This is a genomic window from Halobaculum magnesiiphilum (genome assembly GCF_019823105.1).
Taxonomy (GTDB): Archaea; Halobacteriota; Halobacteria; order Halobacteriales; family Haloferacaceae; genus Halobaculum; species Halobaculum magnesiiphilum.
Map to the genome: position 1 here is coordinate 49,619 of NZ_CP081958.1, position 17,239 is coordinate 66,857.

Here is a 17,239-nt window from a genome sequence, read left to right on the forward strand (position 1 = left end):
CGTCCGCCGCAAAACGGGATTGGTTCGGCCGTCGAACGGCGGGCTGCAGTGGGGTGACTTATTCGCCCTCGGCTCCCGCTAGCGTCTATGCGCGGTCGGACCGTTGTGGCGCTGGCGGCCGTTCTCCTCGTGATAGTCGGCGGCGTCGTCGCGGTGACGCTCGGCGGCACCGCGGGAGACGTGTCCGAACGGTGGGTCAGCGACACCGGGACGAGCATCGGCGCGAACCACCACGCCGTCGCCGCCGCACGGATCGGCGACGGCGGGCTCGTGTACGCGCCGGTGAGCGGCAGCAGCGACACCGGCGAGTGTCGCTTGGCGGCGCTGCACGCCTCGAACGGGACGACGACGTGGAACGTGCCCGTACCGGCCGAGCACTGCACGATCCACGCCGTCGCCGACCCCGCGGTCGCCGATTTCGACGGCGACGGCGTCCGCGAGGTGCTCGCTTCGTCGACCACCGAGGAGCTGCGGGCGTTCCATCCGACGACCGGCGACGAGGAGCTGTCGGTGCCGCTGTCGGAGTACGGCTACACGCGGCCGGCTGTCGTCGACCTCGACGGCGATGGTACCGCCGAGGTGGTCGTCGTTGACGTCGACGGGAGCGTGTTCTCGTATGCGGCGAACGGGACGCTCCAGTGGCGGCAGAACCTGTCGGGAACGACGTATGCCCCGCCGGTCGTCGGTGACCTCACCGGTGACGGGACGACCGAGTTCGGCGTCGCGCTCGGAACGAGCACGGTCGCGGTGTTCGACGCCGGCGGCGAGCGTGTCTGGGAGCGCGAGGCGTTCGGCGAGTCAGTCGGGTGGACCGCGAGTGCGGATCTCGACGCCGACGGTACCGCCGAGTTCGTCGTCGCCACGACCGCCGGCACGGTCGCCGCGTTCGACGGAGCGACGGGCGAGGTGATCTGGAGGCGCTCCATCGGCCCGTTCGCCGCGGTCCACGCCATCGGCGACGGCGACGGCGACGGTGACCCGGAAGTGTACGCGACGAACCGCGCCGCCGAGTTGCGCGCGCTCGATGGGGAGACGGGGACGGTCGAGTGGGAGACGACGCTGACGAACGAACCCGTTCAAATGACCCCGCCGCCCTCGCTGGGAGATGTCGACGGCGACGGCGATGTCGAGTTGGTCGCCCCCACGAACGACGGGCTCGTGAGCGTCGTCGACCCGGTGGACGGGTCCGTCATCGGGACCTACGAGCGCGAGGTTTCGGTCTTCACGCACGCGACGCTCGCGGATACGGACGACGACGGTGCGGCGGAGGTGTACGTCATGTACGGTGACGGGAGAGTCGTGGCTCTAGAAGTCAGCGGTTGAGCCAATCAGCGATCCCGTTCATGTCGTCAGGACGCTGTGCGTTCCGGCTACTGACGGAAGTCGAATATCTCCCGAACTGAGAACGACCGGACCGGTCATCCGGTCAGGTCGGGTGAATCGCTCGCGTCGCACACGGATACTTTCCCCCAGTAGTCACCTTTCAGTCGCCCCGCGAGAATCTGCCAGAAGGTAGTAGAGAGGCGGTCCACGGGACAGAGAACGAACTCGTGAACGAGTCTACGCTATTCCCTGTCGCTCCTCTTCGAGTCGTTGGCACCCGACGACCAACGAATCGGGGAGTCTGCTCGCACGTGATTGTAAGGTACTGATGACGCTCGCGACTTCGTCGAACTGTGGCCCACGAGTAGCGGTGAAGTGGTCTTCCGACCACTCGATAAACCCCGCCTCGGCCAGCATCGGGAGGTGAACGTGGTGTAACTGTAACCGGAGTTCCCTCGGGTCGGACGGAACGTTCGGCATCATCGCGCTTTCCGGGAGCGGCACCGACTCCTCCGGCGACGCGTCCCCGAGTGCGGCGATGAGTTGCCGACGTGGTTCGGCCGAGAGTGCCCTGAACACCGTATCCCAGTTTTCACTGACTCGTTCACCGTTACGACGGTGTGACGGGACCATCGCGTCATAACATTCCAAATTTTCTATTTATATCTATTGATAAGTTGCTTTCAACACAGTGATAAATTAGCCCCCGATCGTAGCTAATGCGCCGTCGATCGACGGCTCTCGAATGCGTTTCCGATGATGAATGACCGGCACGATCAACGTACCAGTGGTTCCGTGTGAGATGATATGGAAGGCGCCGGCGAGTCGGTCGGTGCAAAATTCAGGGGCTGTATTCAGCATATCATCGTTCATCCCTCTGCTACTCTGAATTGTGACCAGCTACGGTGTACAGAACTGAGCTTACGGGAGCGCCGTCCGAAAGTCCTCACAGAGGTCTTCGGCGTCTTCGAGGCCGATGGATACCCGGACCAACGTCTCAGGGGTCTCTGCTGAATCCTCACTACGACTGAACTCGTCGGGGAGCATTAGTGACGGCACTTCGACGAGGCTTTCAGCGCTACCGAGGCTGGCCCCCGGCGTGAATAGATCAAGCCCCTCAACGAACGCCTCAAGTTCAATGCGTGTTCCGTCGAACTCGAAGGACAGCATCCCGCTGTACCCCGACATCTGCTCACTTGCAAGATCGTGTTGTGGGTGACTCTCAAGCCCTGAATAGTACACACGAGTTACCCGGTCGTGACTTTCGAGGAATCGGGCGACGTCCATCGCGTTCTTCTCGTGATGCTCCATCCGCGCAGGTAGTGTCTTGATACCCCGCGCAACGAGGTAACAATCAAACGGTGAGAGCATATTCCCAAGTCCAACGCGCTGTGCGAACGCTAATTGCTCGAAAACCCCCTTGGCGTCGGTGATAACTGCACCGCCAATCGAGTCGGAATGTCCGTTGAGATACTTGGTAGTGCTGTGAACGACAATGTCGGCGCCCAGTTCAAGCGGGGCTTGGTAGTACGGACTCGTAAAGGTACTGTCCACGCCGAATACGGCGTCGTAGTCATCGGCGATGTCGGCTATCGCTTGAATGTCGCACAACCGCATCAAGGGGTTCGATGGTGTTTCAACCCAGATCAAGTCAGTATCCGCATTGACTGCATCAGCGACGATGTCGGGGTCACGAGCGTCAACAAAGTCGATGTCCGCCCCGAGGTGTCCGGCCATGTGTTCCGTGAGTAGTTTTTCAGTTCCACTATAGATGGAGTCTGAGGAGACGACGTGGCCTCCCGGCGGGACCAGCGACAGCATCGTCGTCGATGTGGCGGCCATTCCGGAAGCGAATGCCAACCCGTACTCTCCTCCTTCGAGGCGGGCTAACTGCGCTTCGAGGGCCGCCCGAGTCGGATTGCTCTCGCGAGAGTAGTCGTGTTCGTTGCCGTTCTCTCCACTGGCCCACTCGAATGTTGTCGAAAGGTGGATCGGCGGGACGACATCGTTCGTTCCACTTCTGTGAGGATGCGTCTCAGATTCCGCTGACCCGACGGCGAGGGTCGCAAATCGATTTCTGTCGGAGTGATCGGTTTGTCGTGACATCTGTCATTCACCACCAACCCCTCCCGATCCGTTTAGAGCGGTGCTCAGAGATATCTTCTCAGTCACAATGGATAGTTATGAAGTTTCCAGCGAAGGTGGCCAGAAACCAAACCTCGCCTCGTGTGGTCCAATAGTCGTTGACCGCTGCCCGCTGTTTACTCCGACAGGAAGCGTCTTGTTCGCGTAGACGGGTGAATACTCCAGATGTATTTGGTAACGTTTCGTCTCGACCCGGGTGAGTACGATGCGGAGTTTCACGAGTTGAACGATACGATACAGGCGGCTGCCGAGGACACGAAGGGGTATCTGGGCAAGCAGCCGTGGCAGGCACCGGATAGTGAGGAAGTTCTCGTCATCTATCACTGGGAGTCGTTAGATGCGATCGAGTCGTTTGGATCGGGTGCAGACCACAAACGTGCGAAACAGCGGTAGACGGAGTGGTATGACGCGTACGAAGTGACCATTACGGAAGTTTTCGACACGTACGGGAGCGGGTTCGGCGAAGACGCGAGTCCGCTTAGGTAGGGGTACCAACTTGTTCCGAATAGTGAAGGGAACTCAGCTATCTCTGCCGAATCGGATGCCGGCCTCACGTGTCTCCGGCGCCCGCACCCCCGACCACGAGTGTCGGGGTATTCGTCAGTCTTACTACACGTTCTGTCGTGCTTCCGGCGGTGGCAATGCGTGAGAACCCGGTCCGGCCCTGCGTCCCCATGACGATGAGGTCGACCTCGTAGTCGGTGGCGGCGTCGACGATTTCCTCGCTGGGCGTCCCACGTCGAACGTGGCGCTCGACGCGTACGCCGCGCTCGTCGCCCAGTGCGGCTACCGTGTCCAGCACCTCCTCGCCGATCTCTTCTTGTTTCTCGACCACGAAATCCCAGTGGCCGCTCGGCCCTGTCTGTTCGACGACGAACAGCGCGTGGACCATCGCGCCGAACTGCTCAGCGAGATTCATCACGTGTTCGGCTGCTAGGTCGCTGTGGGCGCTCCCGTCGATCGGAACGAGGATACGCTCGTACATGCGGCCATCAGCGCGCGGCACAAGAATAAACGGTGAGGGTCGGTCACTAATCAGTACGCAGAAAGTACTTATCAGCGGACAAATGAGACCGCCCCATGCGCCGGCGAACCCTCCTCGCTGGCATCGGCGCTCTCTCAACTGGCTGTCTGGGGGCGCGGTCCCCGCAACCGAGCAGTACGCAGTCTCAGACAGGAGCCAGCGAGCCGCCAACGTCGACAGCCAGGCCACCGTGTGTTAGCGGGACTGAAACGCCGTCCACCGATTCTTCCGACGAATCGGCGACGGACGGTGAGTACAGGCTGTCCGGACTGTCGGAGTCGACAAACACCGACGGTCCGGCGGTGACGTACGTCCTCGAAGCGTCGGCCTTCTACTCCGGTGATGCCGTCGAGAGGAAAGCAGAACGAACGGGTGAAGAGCAAGTTGTGACGGATATCTCCGCGGTTTCTGATGACGAGGTTCGTGATGCGATCGAGACCGCTATCCGGACCGGATCGTGGCGCTCGAACACGCTTCCTGACGGGCTGGCCGAGACTGTCTCCCGTGTTGACTTCTTTATCGGCGTCTCCGTAGACGACACCTACACCCACATCGGACTCGAACTCTACCGTCTCCATCCTGACCAGCCGCCCGCTGTCGAGTTCAGCGCCGCGATCGTTGATGACACCGTCTCCGATGAGAGTCCCGGAGCGATCGAACTGAAACTGACAAACCGGAGTTCGACGACGCAAACGGTGTTTTCGGGGACGGTTCCGCCGTTCGGGATGGTATTTGCTGAGTCCGGTGAGGGGGATGACGAGTTCTTACTCTGGCGGAAGTACGAGGAGGAGGGGTGCGTCAACTTCACTGAAGACAGCTGGATGAGGTGTGATGTCGGGAAACTCACTGAGTTACAACCCTGCCAGAGTGTCACTCGTCGATACGAAGTCCTCCCGAGTGTGACGACCCGCCATCCCGAGTACACGGTGCCGCCCGGACCGGGTACGTATCGTATCACCGACTCGCTCACCTACTACGAGGAATCCGGAGCGCCGGAATCGGAACTCTCCTTCGAGGTTCGGTTTTCCCTCGACGCAGTGAGATAGACCGCTCGACGACCTGTGCGACTGTAGCCCGAGTTCACTCAGCGCACTGAGAGATCTTGGTGAGAAGCGGGTCGGATTCTCCTCGACGCGATACTGTTGTTACCGTCGTTGAACCGAAATCGAGGAGCTCGAAACGGCATCGGCAGTCGTCGTCTCGTTTTCTCGTAGCCGGTACCGCAAGGTGATCTCCCAATGTTCCTCGAACTCTGTCGTCGGCTCACCAGTTTGGCCGTGTGGAGGGCTATCCGCGTCCGTCGCTGAAACGGAGACCGCGATCTCTTCCATGCCGAGGTCCTGATCGGTAACGACGAAATCGGCATCCGCGTCGGGAGCGTCGTACACGTGATCAGGGAACGTCGCGTCGTCAAGCATTCCGGCCACCTGAATACGGAACGCGGATTCAATGCAGGCGGGGAGAGTCGGGATCACTCTCGGCTCTCCGTCGGTCCCGGACAGCGTATAGAGATCCCAGCTGTAGTCTGTGAACTCCTCACGGATCTGCTCGCCGAAGTCGACCGTCCGCTGATATTCCGGCGGCTCCGGATCTTCTCCCGGTAACTCGATCTCGATCTCCGGTTCGGATCGGTCATCTGTCATACTACTGGGGTAGCAGTTCAGAGTTCAAAGAAGGTTATCAAATATTGCCGATTTGATATTTGTTTGCTTGGCAACGTTGTATTCGCAGAGGCTTCCTACCTGCCTATTCAGTTACGAGAACCGAAGTGTGGTGTGCTGGAGGTGTTGTTCTCCCCGAGGTACTCGCCTCGCTCACGCTTCGCTACTCGTCCAGGTATTCGTCGACGAACAGCCCGACGCGCTCGCGTGTCTCCTCGGGGACCGCCTCGGCGGGCGTGTTGATCGTCCCCTCGAGCGACCCGTGGGCCTCGCAGTCCATCTCGTCGGGGAAGGTGCGGACGGCCTCCTCGACGGTCTCCTTGATCGCCTCCTCGTTGGCGGCGGCGTTCTCCAGCACCTCCTCCAGCGTCACCTCGGCGTCCTGCTTCCACACGTCGTAGTCGGTGACGCCGGCGACCGTCGCGTACGCCATCTCGGCCTCGCGGGCGAGTTTCGCCTCCGGGATCGCGGTCATCCCCACGAGGTCCCAGCCCTGGTGCTTGTAGAACTCCGACTCGGCCTTCGTGGAGTACTGCGGCCCCTCGATGCAGACGTAGGTGCCCTCGTCGACGACACCGGAGTCGGAATCGAGGGTGTCGAGCGCGCGCTCGGCCGCCTCCGAGAGGTGGTCGGCGAGCTTCGGAGAGTACGGCCGCGTGAACGGCTGGTGGACGACGATCCCGTCGCCGAAGAACGAGAGGTCGCGATGCTTCGTCCGGTCGTAGATCTGGTCGGGGATGACGATCGTCTGCGGGGGAAGCTCCTCCTTCAGCGACCCGACGGCGTTGCTGGCGATGACGTACTCGACGCCGGCCTGCTTCAGCGCGTAGATGTTCGCCTTGTACGGGAGGTCCGTCGGCGATCGCTGGTGGTCGGGGCCGTGACGGGGGAGGAACACGACCTCGCGGCCGGTGTCCCCGAACTCGCCGATCTCCAGGTCCGCGGAGGGTTCGCCGAAGGGGGTCGTAACCGACTCGGTGCGGGTGTTCCGGAGCGGGAGCGCCTCGTAAATGCCGCTGCCGCCGATGAAGCCGATGGTCATTCGTGATTCACGGTTCCGGCGGTTCCGGCTAAAGGGATGTGGATCCGATCGGGACCGGGGGATCCGACCCGAACCGGGGGATCGGACCGGAGTCGACCGCCCGGGGGGACCGCCCCGACCACGGATCCACACGTCTTTGTACGACGACGCGGGAGAACAGTCGGATCATGCTACTCGCGGGAACCGTCGTCGCCGACCCCGAAACCGTCGTGGAGGACGGCGCGGTCGTCGTCGAGGACGACACGATCGTCGCCGTCGGCGACGACGCCGACCTCCGGGATCGCTACCCCGGGCACGAGCGACGCGAGTTCGGGATCGTCGCGCCCGGCACCGTCGGCGCGCACGTCCACTCCGTGCAGTCGCTCGGACGGGGGATCGCCGACGACGCCGCCCTCCTCGACTGGCTGGAGGACCACGTGCTCCCGATGGAGGCCGGCCTCGGAGCCGACGGAATGCGACTCGCCGCCGAGTTGGGCTATCTGGAGTGCATCGAATCGGGCGTCACCACGGTGATCGACCACCTCTCGGTCCACCACGCCGAGGAGGCGCTGGAGGCGGCGATCGAGTCGGGAATCCGCGCTCGCGCCGGGAAGGTGCTGATGGACACGAACGCGCCGGACGGGCTGCGCCAGGACACCGAGCGGGCGCTCGCCGAGTCCGAGGGACTCATCTGGACGTACCACGGCGCCGACGACGGCCGGATCCGCTACGCCGTAACGCCGCGCTTCGCCGTCACCTGCACCGACGAGTGTCTGCGCGGGTGTCGCGAGTTGGCCGACGCGTACGACGGCGTTCGCATTCACACCCACGCCTCCGAGAACACCGACGAGATCGCCGTCGTCGAGGAGCGAACCGGCGAGCGCAACGTCGAGTACCTGCACGAGGTCGGCCTCACGGGCGAGGACGTGATCCTCGCACACTGCGTCCACACCGACGACCGCGAGCGCGAGATCATCGCCGAGACGGGCACGCACGTGACCCACTGTCCGTCCTCGAACATGAAGCTCGCCTCCGGGATCGCGCCCGTCGAGGACTACCTCGCGCGCGGCGTGAACGTCGCCCTGGGCAACGACGGTCCTCCCTGTAACAACACGCTCGACCCGTTCACAGAGGTGAAGCAGGCGAGCCTGCTCGCGAAGGTCGACGCGCTCGACCCCACCTCGGTCGACGCCCCGACTGCCCTCCGGATGGCGACGCTGAACGGCGCGCGGGCCGCGGGCTTCGAGCGCGTCGGCGCGCTCCGGGAGGGGTGGCGCGCGGACGTGCTCGGCATCGACACCGACCTGACGCGGGCGACGCCGATCCACGACCCCGTGGGCCACCTCGTGTTCGCGGCCCACGGCGACGACGTGACGTTCACGATGGTCGACGGCGCGGTCCTGTACGACGAGGCCGACGGCGGGCACGTGCGCCTCGACGCCGAGCGGATCCGCCGCGAGGCGAACGCCTTCGACGTGCCCGGAATCTAGGTGTGAGACGATTCACGGGTCCGTCGTTCGTGCCGCTTCCGCCGCCTCCACGTACCCGCGAGTGAATCCGGGCATGTCGGCCTCATCGCCGTCGTCGCCGGCGACCCGGTCGAGCGTGTACCAGTCGACGGCGGCGACCTCGTCGGGCGCGGCCGGGTAGGGGTCGCCCGCCTCGTGCTCGGCGAGGCAGACGACGTTCAGACACGGCTCGCCGGTGTCCAGCGCGAACACGCCGCTCGTGACGACCACGACCTCGCCGACCTCGACGGCGACTTCCTCGCGGAGCTCCCGCCGGAGGGTCGACTCGATGGCGCCGGCGCCCCCGAGGTCCGCCGGGTCGTCGGGGCTCGTCTCCATCGTCCCGCCGGGGAGGCCCATCGTCCCCGCGGCGTGGTCCTCGTCGGCGCCGCGCTCGATCAGCAGGTACTCCGGGTCGCCGTCGCGGAGGCGGTACACCGCGGCGTCGACGTTGACGACGTAGCTGTCGGTCATGCGATCGCTCCCGACGGACCCGTGAAAGGCGTTCGGTCCCCGTGTTTCGTGGTACCACGCGTGAGAAGCGTTCAAGACCCACCTTCGCTTCGTAGGTGGTATGACCGATTCCCCCTCGGCAGCGCAGGTGTCGGATCTCGTCGAGGGGGATCTGCTCCGGCCGATGTTGCGCGTCGCGTGGCCCCTGGTGCTCATCCAGCTGCTGCAGGTGATGTACAACGTCGCGGACACGTTCTGGCTGGGGCGGCTCTCGGCCGACGCGGTCGGCGCGCTCTCGTTGGCGTTCCCGATCGTCTTCCTGTTCATCAGCATCGGCGGCGGCTTCACCGCCGCGGGGGCGATCCTCGTCGCCCAGCACACCGGCGCGAGCTCCGCGGGCAGCGGAAGCGACCGCGAGGCCGGCAAGGTGGCGGGCACGGTCCTCGGGTTCGTGATGCTGGTTGCGCTGGTACTGGGCGCGCTGGGCTACCTCGCGGTCGGGCCCGCGCTGTCGCTCATCCCGGCCGACGAGGCGACGGCGAGGGACATCGTGCCGCTGGCGGCCCTCTACATGCGGGTGTTCTTCCTCGCGACGCCGTTCCTGTTCGGCTTCTTCGTGTTCGTGTCGCTGATGCGCGGCTACGGCGACACGCGCGCGCCGCTGCGGGTGATGGTCGTCTCTGTCGCGGTAAACGTCGCGCTCGACCCGTTCCTGATCTTCGGGTGGGGGCCGTTCCCCGCGCTGGGGATCGAGGGCGCCGCGTGGGCGACGCTGTTCTCGCGGGCGGTCGCGACCGTCGTCGGCTGGTACGTGCTGTTCGCCACGCCCGCCGGTCCGACGGTCCGTCCGGGCGACCTCGTGCCCGACCTCGGGATCGTGAAGAAGGTCGTCCGCCTCGGCGTCCCCTCTGCGCTGGAGCAGTCGGGCGTCTCGCTCGCGTTCGTCGTGTTGACGGCGCTGGTGGCGACGTTCCCGCCCGCCGTCGTCGCGGCGTACGGCCTCGGCAACCGCCTCATCTCGCTGGTGTTCCTCCCCGCGATGGGGCTGGCGCAGGCGGTCAACACCGTGGTAGGCCAGAACCTCGGGGCCGAAAAGCCCGATCGCGCGTGGCGCGCCGTCCGGGCTGCCCTGGGCGTCGTCACCGCGGTGATGCTCCCGGTCGCGCTCGCGACGGCGGCGTTCCCCGAACCCATCGTGCAGGTGTTCCTGCCGCCGGGATCGCCCGACGCCGCCGAGACGATCGCGTACGCCTCGACGTACCTCCGGGTCGCCACGGTGATGTTCGTGTTCCTCGGGGTCTTCGAGATCAGCCGCGGGGCGTTCCGGGGCGCCGGGCGGACCGGCACCGCGCTCGCGCTGTCGCTGGTGGCGGTGTGGCTCGTGCGCGTCCCCGTCACCTACGCGGCGGTGTTCGTGTACGACTTCGGCACCGCCGGCATCTGGTGGGCGGTCGTCGCCGGCGACGTGGTCGGCGCGATCGCCGGCCTGGCGTGGCTCCTGCACGGGACGTGGATGCGGTCGGTGGTGGAGCCGCCGTCGGGCGTCCCCGCGGACGATTGAGTCGTCACGGGTCCGTGTTATTCACGAATGTTCCCTAGTTTTCTTCCATGTCACTAGCGGAACTCCCTTATTCTTCAACAAGAGAGGTTCGGCAATGAGTGATGGACCCGGAACGTCCGATCCGCCGCCTGACGGCGATCGGCCGGTGCTCCTCCTGGCGCCCGCCCATCGACCCCCCGACGACGAGGCGTGCATCGACCTGCTCGCTGGCGAGGACCCGTCCGCGGCGAACGTCGTGAGCGTCACCCTGGAGGCGACGCCGGACGACCGACTGTCGGTCTGGCGGCGGGAGGTCGGGGACGAGCTCCCGAACCGGGCGACGGTCGTCGACGCAGGCAGCGGCGCCGACCCCCAATCCCAGGCGGTCGCATCCGACGAGTTCCCGCGGATGGACGTCGACGTGCTCCCGGAACACGCGGATCTCATGGACCTCTGTCTGTCGATCGCGTCCACGCTGGGGGAGTGGAGGAGCTCCGAGGGGCGGACAGTCCTGTGTTTCCACTCGCTGTCGACGGCGCTCCGGCGGTTCGAGCCGGAGCGCGTGATCGGGTTCGTGAACGGACTCAACGCCCTTTGTGAGCGAATGGGCGTTCGCGCGCACCACCACCTCGACCCCGACGGACACGACGAGGAGACGATCGCGACGCTGCGCCCGCTGTACGGAACGATCGTCGAGCACGTCCCCGACGGCGGATGGATCGTCTCCGCGGACGACCGGTCGGACACCGAGCCGTCGTTTCGCGAGACGAGCGCCCCGCCGGGCGGGGCGGCGCGGACCGACCCGGAGCGCCCCGAGACGGTCCCGATGCCGTACTCGTTCGACTCGGTCGTCGACCTGGTCTCCGAGCCACGTCGCCGCACTCTGCTGTACGTCCTGCGGTCGTGTCGGTGCGACGAGATCCACTTCGACCGGCTAATCGACCTGGTCGACGAGCGGGAACGTTCGATCCCGAGGCGCCGGTCGGACCGGTCGCGCGGGGACCTCGAGATCTCGCTCGGACACGTTCACCTTCCGAAGCTCGACGACATCGGCGTCGTCGACTACGACGACGCCGCCGGCGTCGTCAGGTACCACCGGAACCGGGGGCTGGAATCGTGCGTCCGATACGTCGAGACGCTCGAACTCGGCTGAGTCCTCCCGATCAGATCGGCGCTCCGGGGTATCAGATCAGCGCCGCGCCGTATCAGATCAGCCCTCCGGGTTCTCAGATCAGCGCTCCGCCCTCCAGCAGCGCGATCAGCCCCGTCAGTATCGGGATCGACGCCAGCGTCGTCACGAGGATCACGGTGCTCACGTACTCGGGGACGGAGACGCCGCCGATCTCGAGGTCGTCGGCGAAGGCGCCAACGAGGATGAGCGGCGTCACCGCCGCCGGCATCGCCGACTCCAGGACGAACACGCGCGCGACGGTGGCGTCCTGGAAGCCGACGGCGACCGCGATGGCGACCGCGACCGCGGGCGCGACGACCATCTTCAGGATCGAGGGGGCGGCCGCCTGCGAGAGCGCGGCGCCGTAGTCCGTGCGCGCGAGCTGGATGCCCAAGATCAGCAGCATCACCGGAATCGACGAGTCGCCGACGAGCTGGAGCGTCCCCATCGCGGTGCCGTCCGCGGGCGGGACGACGCCGAGCGAGCGGGCGCCGAGCGCGACGGGGACGGCCCACACCAGCGGGATCGTGAGCACGCGGCGGATCCCCCGGATCCCGCCCCCGCCGCCGGCCCGGGAGGCGACGTACACGCCGATGGTGTAGATGAGCACCGACTGGACCGCGAGATACAGCACCGCCGCCGGCCGGCCGCCCGCGGGGAACGCGAAGTCCGACAGCGGGATGCCGTAGTTACCCGAGTTGGGGAACGTCGCCGCGAGCACCAGCGCCGAGAGGCGGGGCTCCGACTCGCCGAGCAGCCGTCCGACCCCCTCGGCGACGACGAGCATCCCGAGGACGTACGCCGTGACCGCGATCGTCATCCGGGCGATCGTGGCGCCGGAGAAGGCGGCGGTCGCGAGGCTGTGGAGCACGAGTGCCGGCGCGAGCACGTACACGACGACCGTGTTCAGCGGGTCGGCGTCGATGTCGCTCGCGCGCCCCAGCGCGAACCCGAAGGCCGCGACCGTGATGATCGGCAGGACCGCGCCCGCGAAGATGTCGAGAAGCGCCACGTGGGCCGTTCCTGCCGGCGACGCCAAGAGCGGATCGACTTCGGCAGGCGCGACGGCCGCCGCGTCCCCGGGGACCGTTCCGGTGGTCCGGACCGGGTGTCCCGAACCACCGCCTCACGGGGCGGGGACTCGCGGTTCCAGCACGTCGTCACGGTTCCCGCACGTCGACGCCCGCGAACTCGAAGCGAGCGCCGCCCGCCCCGCTCTCGTCGACCCGGACCCGCCAGCCGTGTGCGTCCGCGATCTGCTCGACGATGTTCAGGCCGAACCCCGTTCCCCCGTCGGCCGTCGAGTAGCCGGCCTCGAAGACGGTGTCGCGCTCGGCGGGCGGGATCCCCGGGCCATCGTCGGCGACGGAGAAGCCGCCGTCGGCCCGACCGACCGACACCGTGACCTCCTCCCCGGCGTGCTCGACGGCGTTCCGGATCAGGTTCTCGAGGAGCTGGCGGAGCTGGTCCCGATCCGCCTCGACGACAGCGCCCGACTCGACAGCGAGCGTCGCGTCGCCGGTCGACACCGTCCCCCAGCAGGCGCCGACCAGCTCACCCAGGCGGATCGGTTCGACGGTCATCGCGTCCTCGCCCTCCCTGGCGAGCGTGAGCAGGTCGTCGGTGAGCGCGTCCATGCGGTCGAGCGCGTTCTCGACGGCCGCGACGTGCTCGCTGTCGGTCTCCTCGGCGACCAGCGAGAGATTCCCCCGCGCGACAGCAAGCGGGCCTCGGAGGTCGTGACTGACGACGCTCGTGAACCGGTCCAGCCGCTCGTTGCGGTCGACCAGCTCCCGCTCGCGGGCCGTCCGCTCGCCGATGTCGCGGTCGATGGCGACGAACCTGTCCTCGCCGTCGAGGTCGAGCCTGATGAGGTGGATCTCGATGGGGAGCGTCGTGCCGTCACTGCGCTTCAGCTCGCCCTCGAACCGTCGCGGCGTGTTCGTGGGCAGGTCGGCCCAGAAGGAGCGCGCGTGTTCCGGGTCGACCGTCGGGTCGAGATCCCACACTCGCATCCCGACGAGCTCCTCCTCGTCGTACCCCACTTCCTCACAGAACCGGCGGTTCACGTCGCGGACGACCCCCTCGGCGTCATGTATCACGATCATGTCCGGGGAGTTCTCGAACAGGGCCTCCAGCCGTGCGGTGCTCGCATGGAGGCGTTGCTCGCGCCGCTTCCGCTCGGTTACGTCGTTCTGGAACCCGACGAAGTTGGTGATCTCCCCGGTATCGTCGCGGATCGGAAAGACGTTGAGGAGGTTCCAGAACAGCTCCCCGTCGGCGTCGTAGTTGCGTATCTCCGTCGAGACCGGCTCGCCTGCGTCGATCGCCGCCCGGATCTCGGCGACCGTCTCGGGGTCGGTCTCCGGCCCCTGCAGGAACCGACAGTTCCGGCCGAGGACCGCCGACTCGTCGTACCCCGTCATCTCCTCGAACCAGTCGTTCACGTAGACGACGGGGTTGTCCTCCCGCGTCGGGTCCGTGATGACGACGCCCAGCTCGGCGGCGTCGAGCGCGTCGGTCTTGAGCGCCAACTCCGCCTCGAGCTCGTCCTCGCGGTCCAGCTCCTGCACGATGCAAACGTGACCGCCGTCGTCCATCTGCGTCAGGACCAGCCGCTCCGGGACCGGCCGGCCGTCCTCGGCGACCCCCGTCGAGCGTCCCCGCCAGGTCCCCTCGGACTCGAGCCGCGGGAGGATCTCGTCGTTGAACCGCCGCGTCTCCTCGGGCGGGTACAGCACCTCCCAGTGCTCGCCGATCAGCTCGGCGCGGTCGCGGTCGTACACCCCCGCGTACGCCTCGTTCATGTACTGATAGACGCCGTCCTCGTCGATGATCCCGATCCCTTCCTCTGCGGACTCGATCGCCTGGAACCCCCGTCGGACCTGGGCCTCCGCCCGGTGTTTCTCGACCAGGTTCTCGACCTTGTTGGCGAGCACCGGGTACTCCTCCGGGCCGCCCTTCTGGAGGTACTCGTCGACGCCCGCCGAGATCGCCCGGCTCGCGATCTCCTCGCTCCCTTTCCCCGTGAACAGGACGAACGGTACCTCCATCCCCTCCTCGCGGATCTCCTCGAGCAGTTCCAGCCCGTCGGTTCCCGGCATGTCGAAGTCGCTGACGACGCAGTCGAACTCCGCCTCGCGCAGTTCCCCGAGCGCGGCCTCCGGGTCGGTGCGGACGGTGGTCTCGGCGTCCGCGAGCTCGCGCTTCAGAAACGTCGCGGACAGTTCGGCCATGTCCTCGTCGTCGTCCACCAGGAGGATCGAGATGCCTCGCCCCTCGGGCCCGAACAGCGCGATCTCGCTCAGCGGAGACGTGACCATGGACCCACTGTTGCGCGTGGGATCGTATAATCGAACCCATTCGTTTCCGAATTAGTACATATCCGGGAGTCGGACACGCCCGCTCGACGGTCACTCGTCGCCGGCGTTGTCGAGCAGGCGGTAGCCGTCGGCCGTCTCGCGAACCACGTCGCGGCGCTCCATCTCGTCGAGCACCTCCTCGACGCGTCCCGGCTGGGCGATCTCCATCTCGATGCGGTCGATGCCGTGGAACTCCGCGAGGTAGTGGCGCACGTCCTCGACGGAGAACGTCTCGGCGTCCGCCTGCTCCATCGCCCCCGAGGTCAGGTCGATCATGTCCTCGATGAAGTTCCAGGGGTACACCATCCACGTCCACTCCTCGAGCTGTTCGCCGACGAAGTCGGGGTCGAACTCCGAGGTCTGCAGCAGCTGGAGCGTCGCCGTGCGCACCTCGCCGCAGTCGCGGTCGGCGACGTACTCGTGGGCGCGCTTGATCGAGCCGCCCGTATCGGCGATGTCGTCGATGATGAGCACGTCCTTGCCCTCGACGCTCCCTTCCGGCATCGGGTAGCGCACGGTCGGCTCGCCCGACTTCTCGGCGGTGCCGACGTAGTGCTCCATCTTGAGGCTCGTGAGGTCGTTGAGCCCGAGGAAATCACAGATACAACGGCCCGCGAACCAGCCGCCGCGCGCGAGCGCGACGACCACGTCCGGCTCGAAGTTCGCGGCCTTCACCTGATCGGAGACGTCCCGACACAGCCCGTAGATGTACTCCCAATTGGTGACCGTACAGTCGAAGTCGTCCGGGAGGTCGCTCATTACCGGCCTCTCGTGGCGGTGTTCGTATAAGGGTTTACAGCCGCGATCGTTCGGACCCGACGACGGTGCGGTCCGACGGCGACCGGGTCACAAATTCGGCCCACAGGGAAACGCCTTTACTCGCGTCGGATCTGTACTCCGGTAATGAGCGAGACGCCGACCTCGACGCGCGCCGTCGCCGTCGAGCCCCGCGTCCGCCCCGCCTTCTCCGCGAAACCGAAACGTGTGTGAGATCGTCCCTGGCCTGGCGTAGCGGCCGGTCGGGGGTGAGTTTCGGTCCGCCCGTGCCCGCCCGCATCCAGAACACACCCGACGAATCCACCCGACGAACCCAGACACACCACATCCATGACGATATCCCACGACACCTTCGCCGGCGTCTACCCGGCGATGACGACGCCGTTCACCGACGGTACCGACGAGGTCGACCACGAACAGCTCGCGGCCGACGCCCGACGACTCGCCGACGCCGGCGTCGACGGGCTCGTCCCCGTCGGCTCGACCGGCGAGGCCGCGACGCTCACCCACGACGAACACGCCGAGGTCGTCGAGACGGTCGTCGACGCCGTCGACGTGCCAGTGATCGCCGGCACCGGCTCGAACTCGACGCGCGAGGCGCTCGATCTCACCGAGCGCGCGGCCGACGCCGGCGCCGACGCCGCCCTGCTCATCTCGCCGTACTACAACAAGCCCGAGCCCGCGGGCCAGTACGAGCACTTCGCGACCGTCGCGGACGCCGTCGACATCCCGCAGGTCGTGTACAACGTCCCGAGCCGCACCGGCCTCAACCTCGACGTCGACACCGTCGTCGACCTCGCGGCCCACGAGAACGTCCGGGGGTACAAGGCCGCCTCCGGCGACGCGAACCGGATCTCGGAGGTCATCGAGCGCACGCGCGACGAGCAGTTCGACGTGCTCTCGGGTGACGACGGGATGACGCTCCCGCTCATGTCGATGGGCGCGACGGGCACCATCTCGGTCACCGCCAACGTCGAGCCCGAGCGAACCGCCGGGCTGGTTCACGCCGCCCTCGACGGCGACTTCGAGTGCGCACGCGAGATCCACCACGAACTCGGCCCGCTGACCCGGGCGCTCTTCCGCGAGACGAACCCCATCCCGGTGAAGGAGGCGATGGCGATCCGCGGCTACGGACCCGCCGAACTGCGCCCGCCGCTCACTCGCGGCAGCGACGAGACCCTGCGCGTGCTGACGGAGCTGCTCGCGGAGCTGGAGGAAACAGCCGACACGGCGGCGACCGCGACGGAGGTCTGA

Annotated in this window: 14 protein-coding genes and 1 pseudogene; 7 read left to right on the plus strand and 8 right to left on the minus strand. The window is 66.4% G+C overall.

From position 1 onward, the window contains the following. Nucleotides 1–87 precede the first annotated feature (87 nt). On the plus strand, nt 88–1,323 hold the full coding sequence (locus tag K6T50_RS00230) for an FG-GAP-like repeat-containing protein (protein ID WP_222607455.1): 1,236 nt from the start codon (nt 88–90) through the stop codon (nt 1,321–1,323). A 921-nt stretch (nt 1,324–2,244) separates the two neighbouring features. On the opposite strand, the gene K6T50_RS00235 is transcribed toward K6T50_RS00230, so the two are convergent. After that, complete coding sequence (locus K6T50_RS00235) at nt 2,245–3,429, minus strand: trans-sulfuration enzyme family protein (RefSeq protein WP_222607456.1); 1,185 nt, start codon at nt 3,427–3,429, stop codon at nt 2,245–2,247. A 204-nt stretch (nt 3,430–3,633) separates the two neighbouring features. On the opposite strand from K6T50_RS00235, the pseudogene K6T50_RS00240 reads away from it, so the two are divergent. Beyond that, nucleotides 3,634–3,954 (plus strand): annotated as a pseudogene (locus K6T50_RS00240) (antibiotic biosynthesis monooxygenase family protein). A 64-nt stretch (nt 3,955–4,018) separates the two neighbouring features. Here the strand turns inward: K6T50_RS00240 and K6T50_RS00245 are convergent. After that, on the minus strand, nt 4,019–4,453 hold the full coding sequence (locus K6T50_RS00245) for a universal stress protein (RefSeq protein ID WP_222607457.1): 435 nt from the start codon (nt 4,451–4,453) through the stop codon (nt 4,019–4,021). 95 nt (nt 4,454–4,548) lie between these two features. Here K6T50_RS00245 and K6T50_RS00250 point away from each other — a divergent pair, with 95 nt between their 5' ends. Next, nucleotides 4,549–5,538, plus strand: a complete 990-nt coding sequence (locus K6T50_RS00250) for a DUF8130 domain-containing protein (protein ID WP_222607458.1) — start codon at nt 4,549–4,551, stop codon at nt 5,536–5,538. 99 nt (nt 5,539–5,637) lie between these two features. On the opposite strand, the gene K6T50_RS00255 is transcribed toward K6T50_RS00250, so the two are convergent. Together K6T50_RS00255 and mtnP are read right to left on the minus strand one after the other, a co-directional pair. After that, on the minus strand, nt 5,638–6,135 hold the full coding sequence (locus tag K6T50_RS00255; RefSeq protein ID WP_222607459.1) for a hypothetical protein: 498 nt from the start codon (nt 6,133–6,135) through the stop codon (nt 5,638–5,640). 181 nt (nt 6,136–6,316) lie between these two features. After that, the gene (mtnP, locus tag K6T50_RS00260; RefSeq protein WP_222607460.1) at nt 6,317–7,195 is read right to left on the minus strand and encodes an S-methyl-5'-thioadenosine phosphorylase; all 879 of its coding nucleotides are present in this window, start codon (nt 7,193–7,195) and stop codon (nt 6,317–6,319) included. Between the two features lie 167 nt (nt 7,196–7,362). Between mtnP and K6T50_RS00265 the strand changes: the two genes are divergently transcribed. After that, nucleotides 7,363–8,664: a 5'-deoxyadenosine deaminase gene (locus K6T50_RS00265; protein WP_222607461.1), complete on the plus strand. Its 1,302-nt coding sequence runs from the start codon at nt 7,363–7,365 to the stop codon at nt 8,662–8,664. A 12-nt stretch (nt 8,665–8,676) separates the two neighbouring features. Here K6T50_RS00265 and K6T50_RS00270 read toward each other — a convergent pair whose 3' ends face one another. Further along, nucleotides 8,677–9,156 (minus strand): NUDIX domain-containing protein, encoded by a 480-nt coding sequence (locus K6T50_RS00270; protein WP_222607462.1) that lies wholly within the window; start codon nt 9,154–9,156, stop codon nt 8,677–8,679. 100 nt (nt 9,157–9,256) lie between these two features. Between K6T50_RS00270 and K6T50_RS00275 the strand changes: the two genes are divergently transcribed. Beyond that, nucleotides 9,257–10,696 (plus strand): MATE family efflux transporter, encoded by a 1,440-nt coding sequence (locus K6T50_RS00275; RefSeq protein WP_225935342.1) that lies wholly within the window; start codon nt 9,257–9,259, stop codon nt 10,694–10,696. Between the two features lie 94 nt (nt 10,697–10,790). Next, entirely contained in the window at nt 10,791–11,828 is a 1,038-nt protein-coding gene (locus K6T50_RS00280) for a DUF7504 family protein (protein ID WP_222607463.1), read from the plus strand. A 73-nt stretch (nt 11,829–11,901) separates the two neighbouring features. Here the strand turns inward: K6T50_RS00280 and K6T50_RS00285 are convergent, their stop codons facing one another. From K6T50_RS00285 to K6T50_RS00295, 3 genes are all read right to left on the minus strand, one after another. Next, the gene (locus K6T50_RS00285) at nt 11,902–12,858 is read right to left on the minus strand and encodes an AEC family transporter (RefSeq protein ID WP_222607464.1); all 957 of its coding nucleotides are present in this window, start codon (nt 12,856–12,858) and stop codon (nt 11,902–11,904) included. A 148-nt stretch (nt 12,859–13,006) separates the two neighbouring features. Continuing rightward, nucleotides 13,007–15,169, minus strand: a complete 2,163-nt coding sequence (locus K6T50_RS00290; protein ID WP_222607465.1) for a PAS domain S-box protein — start codon at nt 15,167–15,169, stop codon at nt 13,007–13,009. A 90-nt stretch (nt 15,170–15,259) separates the two neighbouring features. Next, nucleotides 15,260–15,967, minus strand: a complete 708-nt coding sequence (locus K6T50_RS00295; protein ID WP_222607466.1) for a phosphoribosyltransferase — start codon at nt 15,965–15,967, stop codon at nt 15,260–15,262. 348 nt (nt 15,968–16,315) lie between these two features. Between K6T50_RS00295 and dapA the strand changes: the two genes are divergently transcribed. Then, nucleotides 16,316–17,239 (plus strand): 4-hydroxy-tetrahydrodipicolinate synthase, encoded by a 924-nt coding sequence (gene dapA, locus K6T50_RS00300; RefSeq protein WP_222607467.1) that lies wholly within the window; start codon nt 16,316–16,318, stop codon nt 17,237–17,239.

Excerpts from the sequence above, each read along its gene's own strand:
- K6T50_RS00250 (WP_222607458.1), top strand. The coding sequence starts at position 4,549 with ATGCGCCGGCGAACCCTCCTCGCTGGCATCGGCGCTCTCTCAACTGGC.
- K6T50_RS00235 (WP_222607456.1), bottom strand. The coding sequence starts at position 3,429 with ATGTCACGACAAACCGATCACTCCGACAGAAATCGATTTGCGACCCTC.
- mtnP (WP_222607460.1), bottom strand. The coding sequence starts at position 7,195 with ATGACCATCGGCTTCATCGGCGGCAGCGGCATTTACGAGGCGCTCCCG.
- K6T50_RS00280 (WP_222607463.1), top strand. The coding sequence starts at position 10,791 with ATGAGTGATGGACCCGGAACGTCCGATCCGCCGCCTGACGGCGATCGG.
- K6T50_RS00290 (WP_222607465.1), bottom strand. The coding sequence starts at position 15,169 with ATGGTCACGTCTCCGCTGAGCGAGATCGCGCTGTTCGGGCCCGAGGGG.
- K6T50_RS00230 (WP_222607455.1), top strand. The coding sequence starts at position 88 with ATGCGCGGTCGGACCGTTGTGGCGCTGGCGGCCGTTCTCCTCGTGATA.
- K6T50_RS00255 (WP_222607459.1), bottom strand. The coding sequence starts at position 6,135 with ATGACAGATGACCGATCCGAACCGGAGATCGAGATCGAGTTACCGGGA.
- K6T50_RS00265 (WP_222607461.1), top strand. The coding sequence starts at position 7,363 with ATGCTACTCGCGGGAACCGTCGTCGCCGACCCCGAAACCGTCGTGGAG.
- K6T50_RS00295 (WP_222607466.1), bottom strand. The coding sequence starts at position 15,967 with ATGAGCGACCTCCCGGACGACTTCGACTGTACGGTCACCAATTGGGAG.
- dapA (WP_222607467.1), top strand. The coding sequence starts at position 16,316 with ATGACGATATCCCACGACACCTTCGCCGGCGTCTACCCGGCGATGACG.
- K6T50_RS00245 (WP_222607457.1), bottom strand. The coding sequence starts at position 4,453 with ATGTACGAGCGTATCCTCGTTCCGATCGACGGGAGCGCCCACAGCGAC.
- K6T50_RS00275 (WP_225935342.1), top strand. The coding sequence starts at position 9,257 with ATGACCGATTCCCCCTCGGCAGCGCAGGTGTCGGATCTCGTCGAGGGG.
- K6T50_RS00270 (WP_222607462.1), bottom strand. The coding sequence starts at position 9,156 with ATGACCGACAGCTACGTCGTCAACGTCGACGCCGCGGTGTACCGCCTC.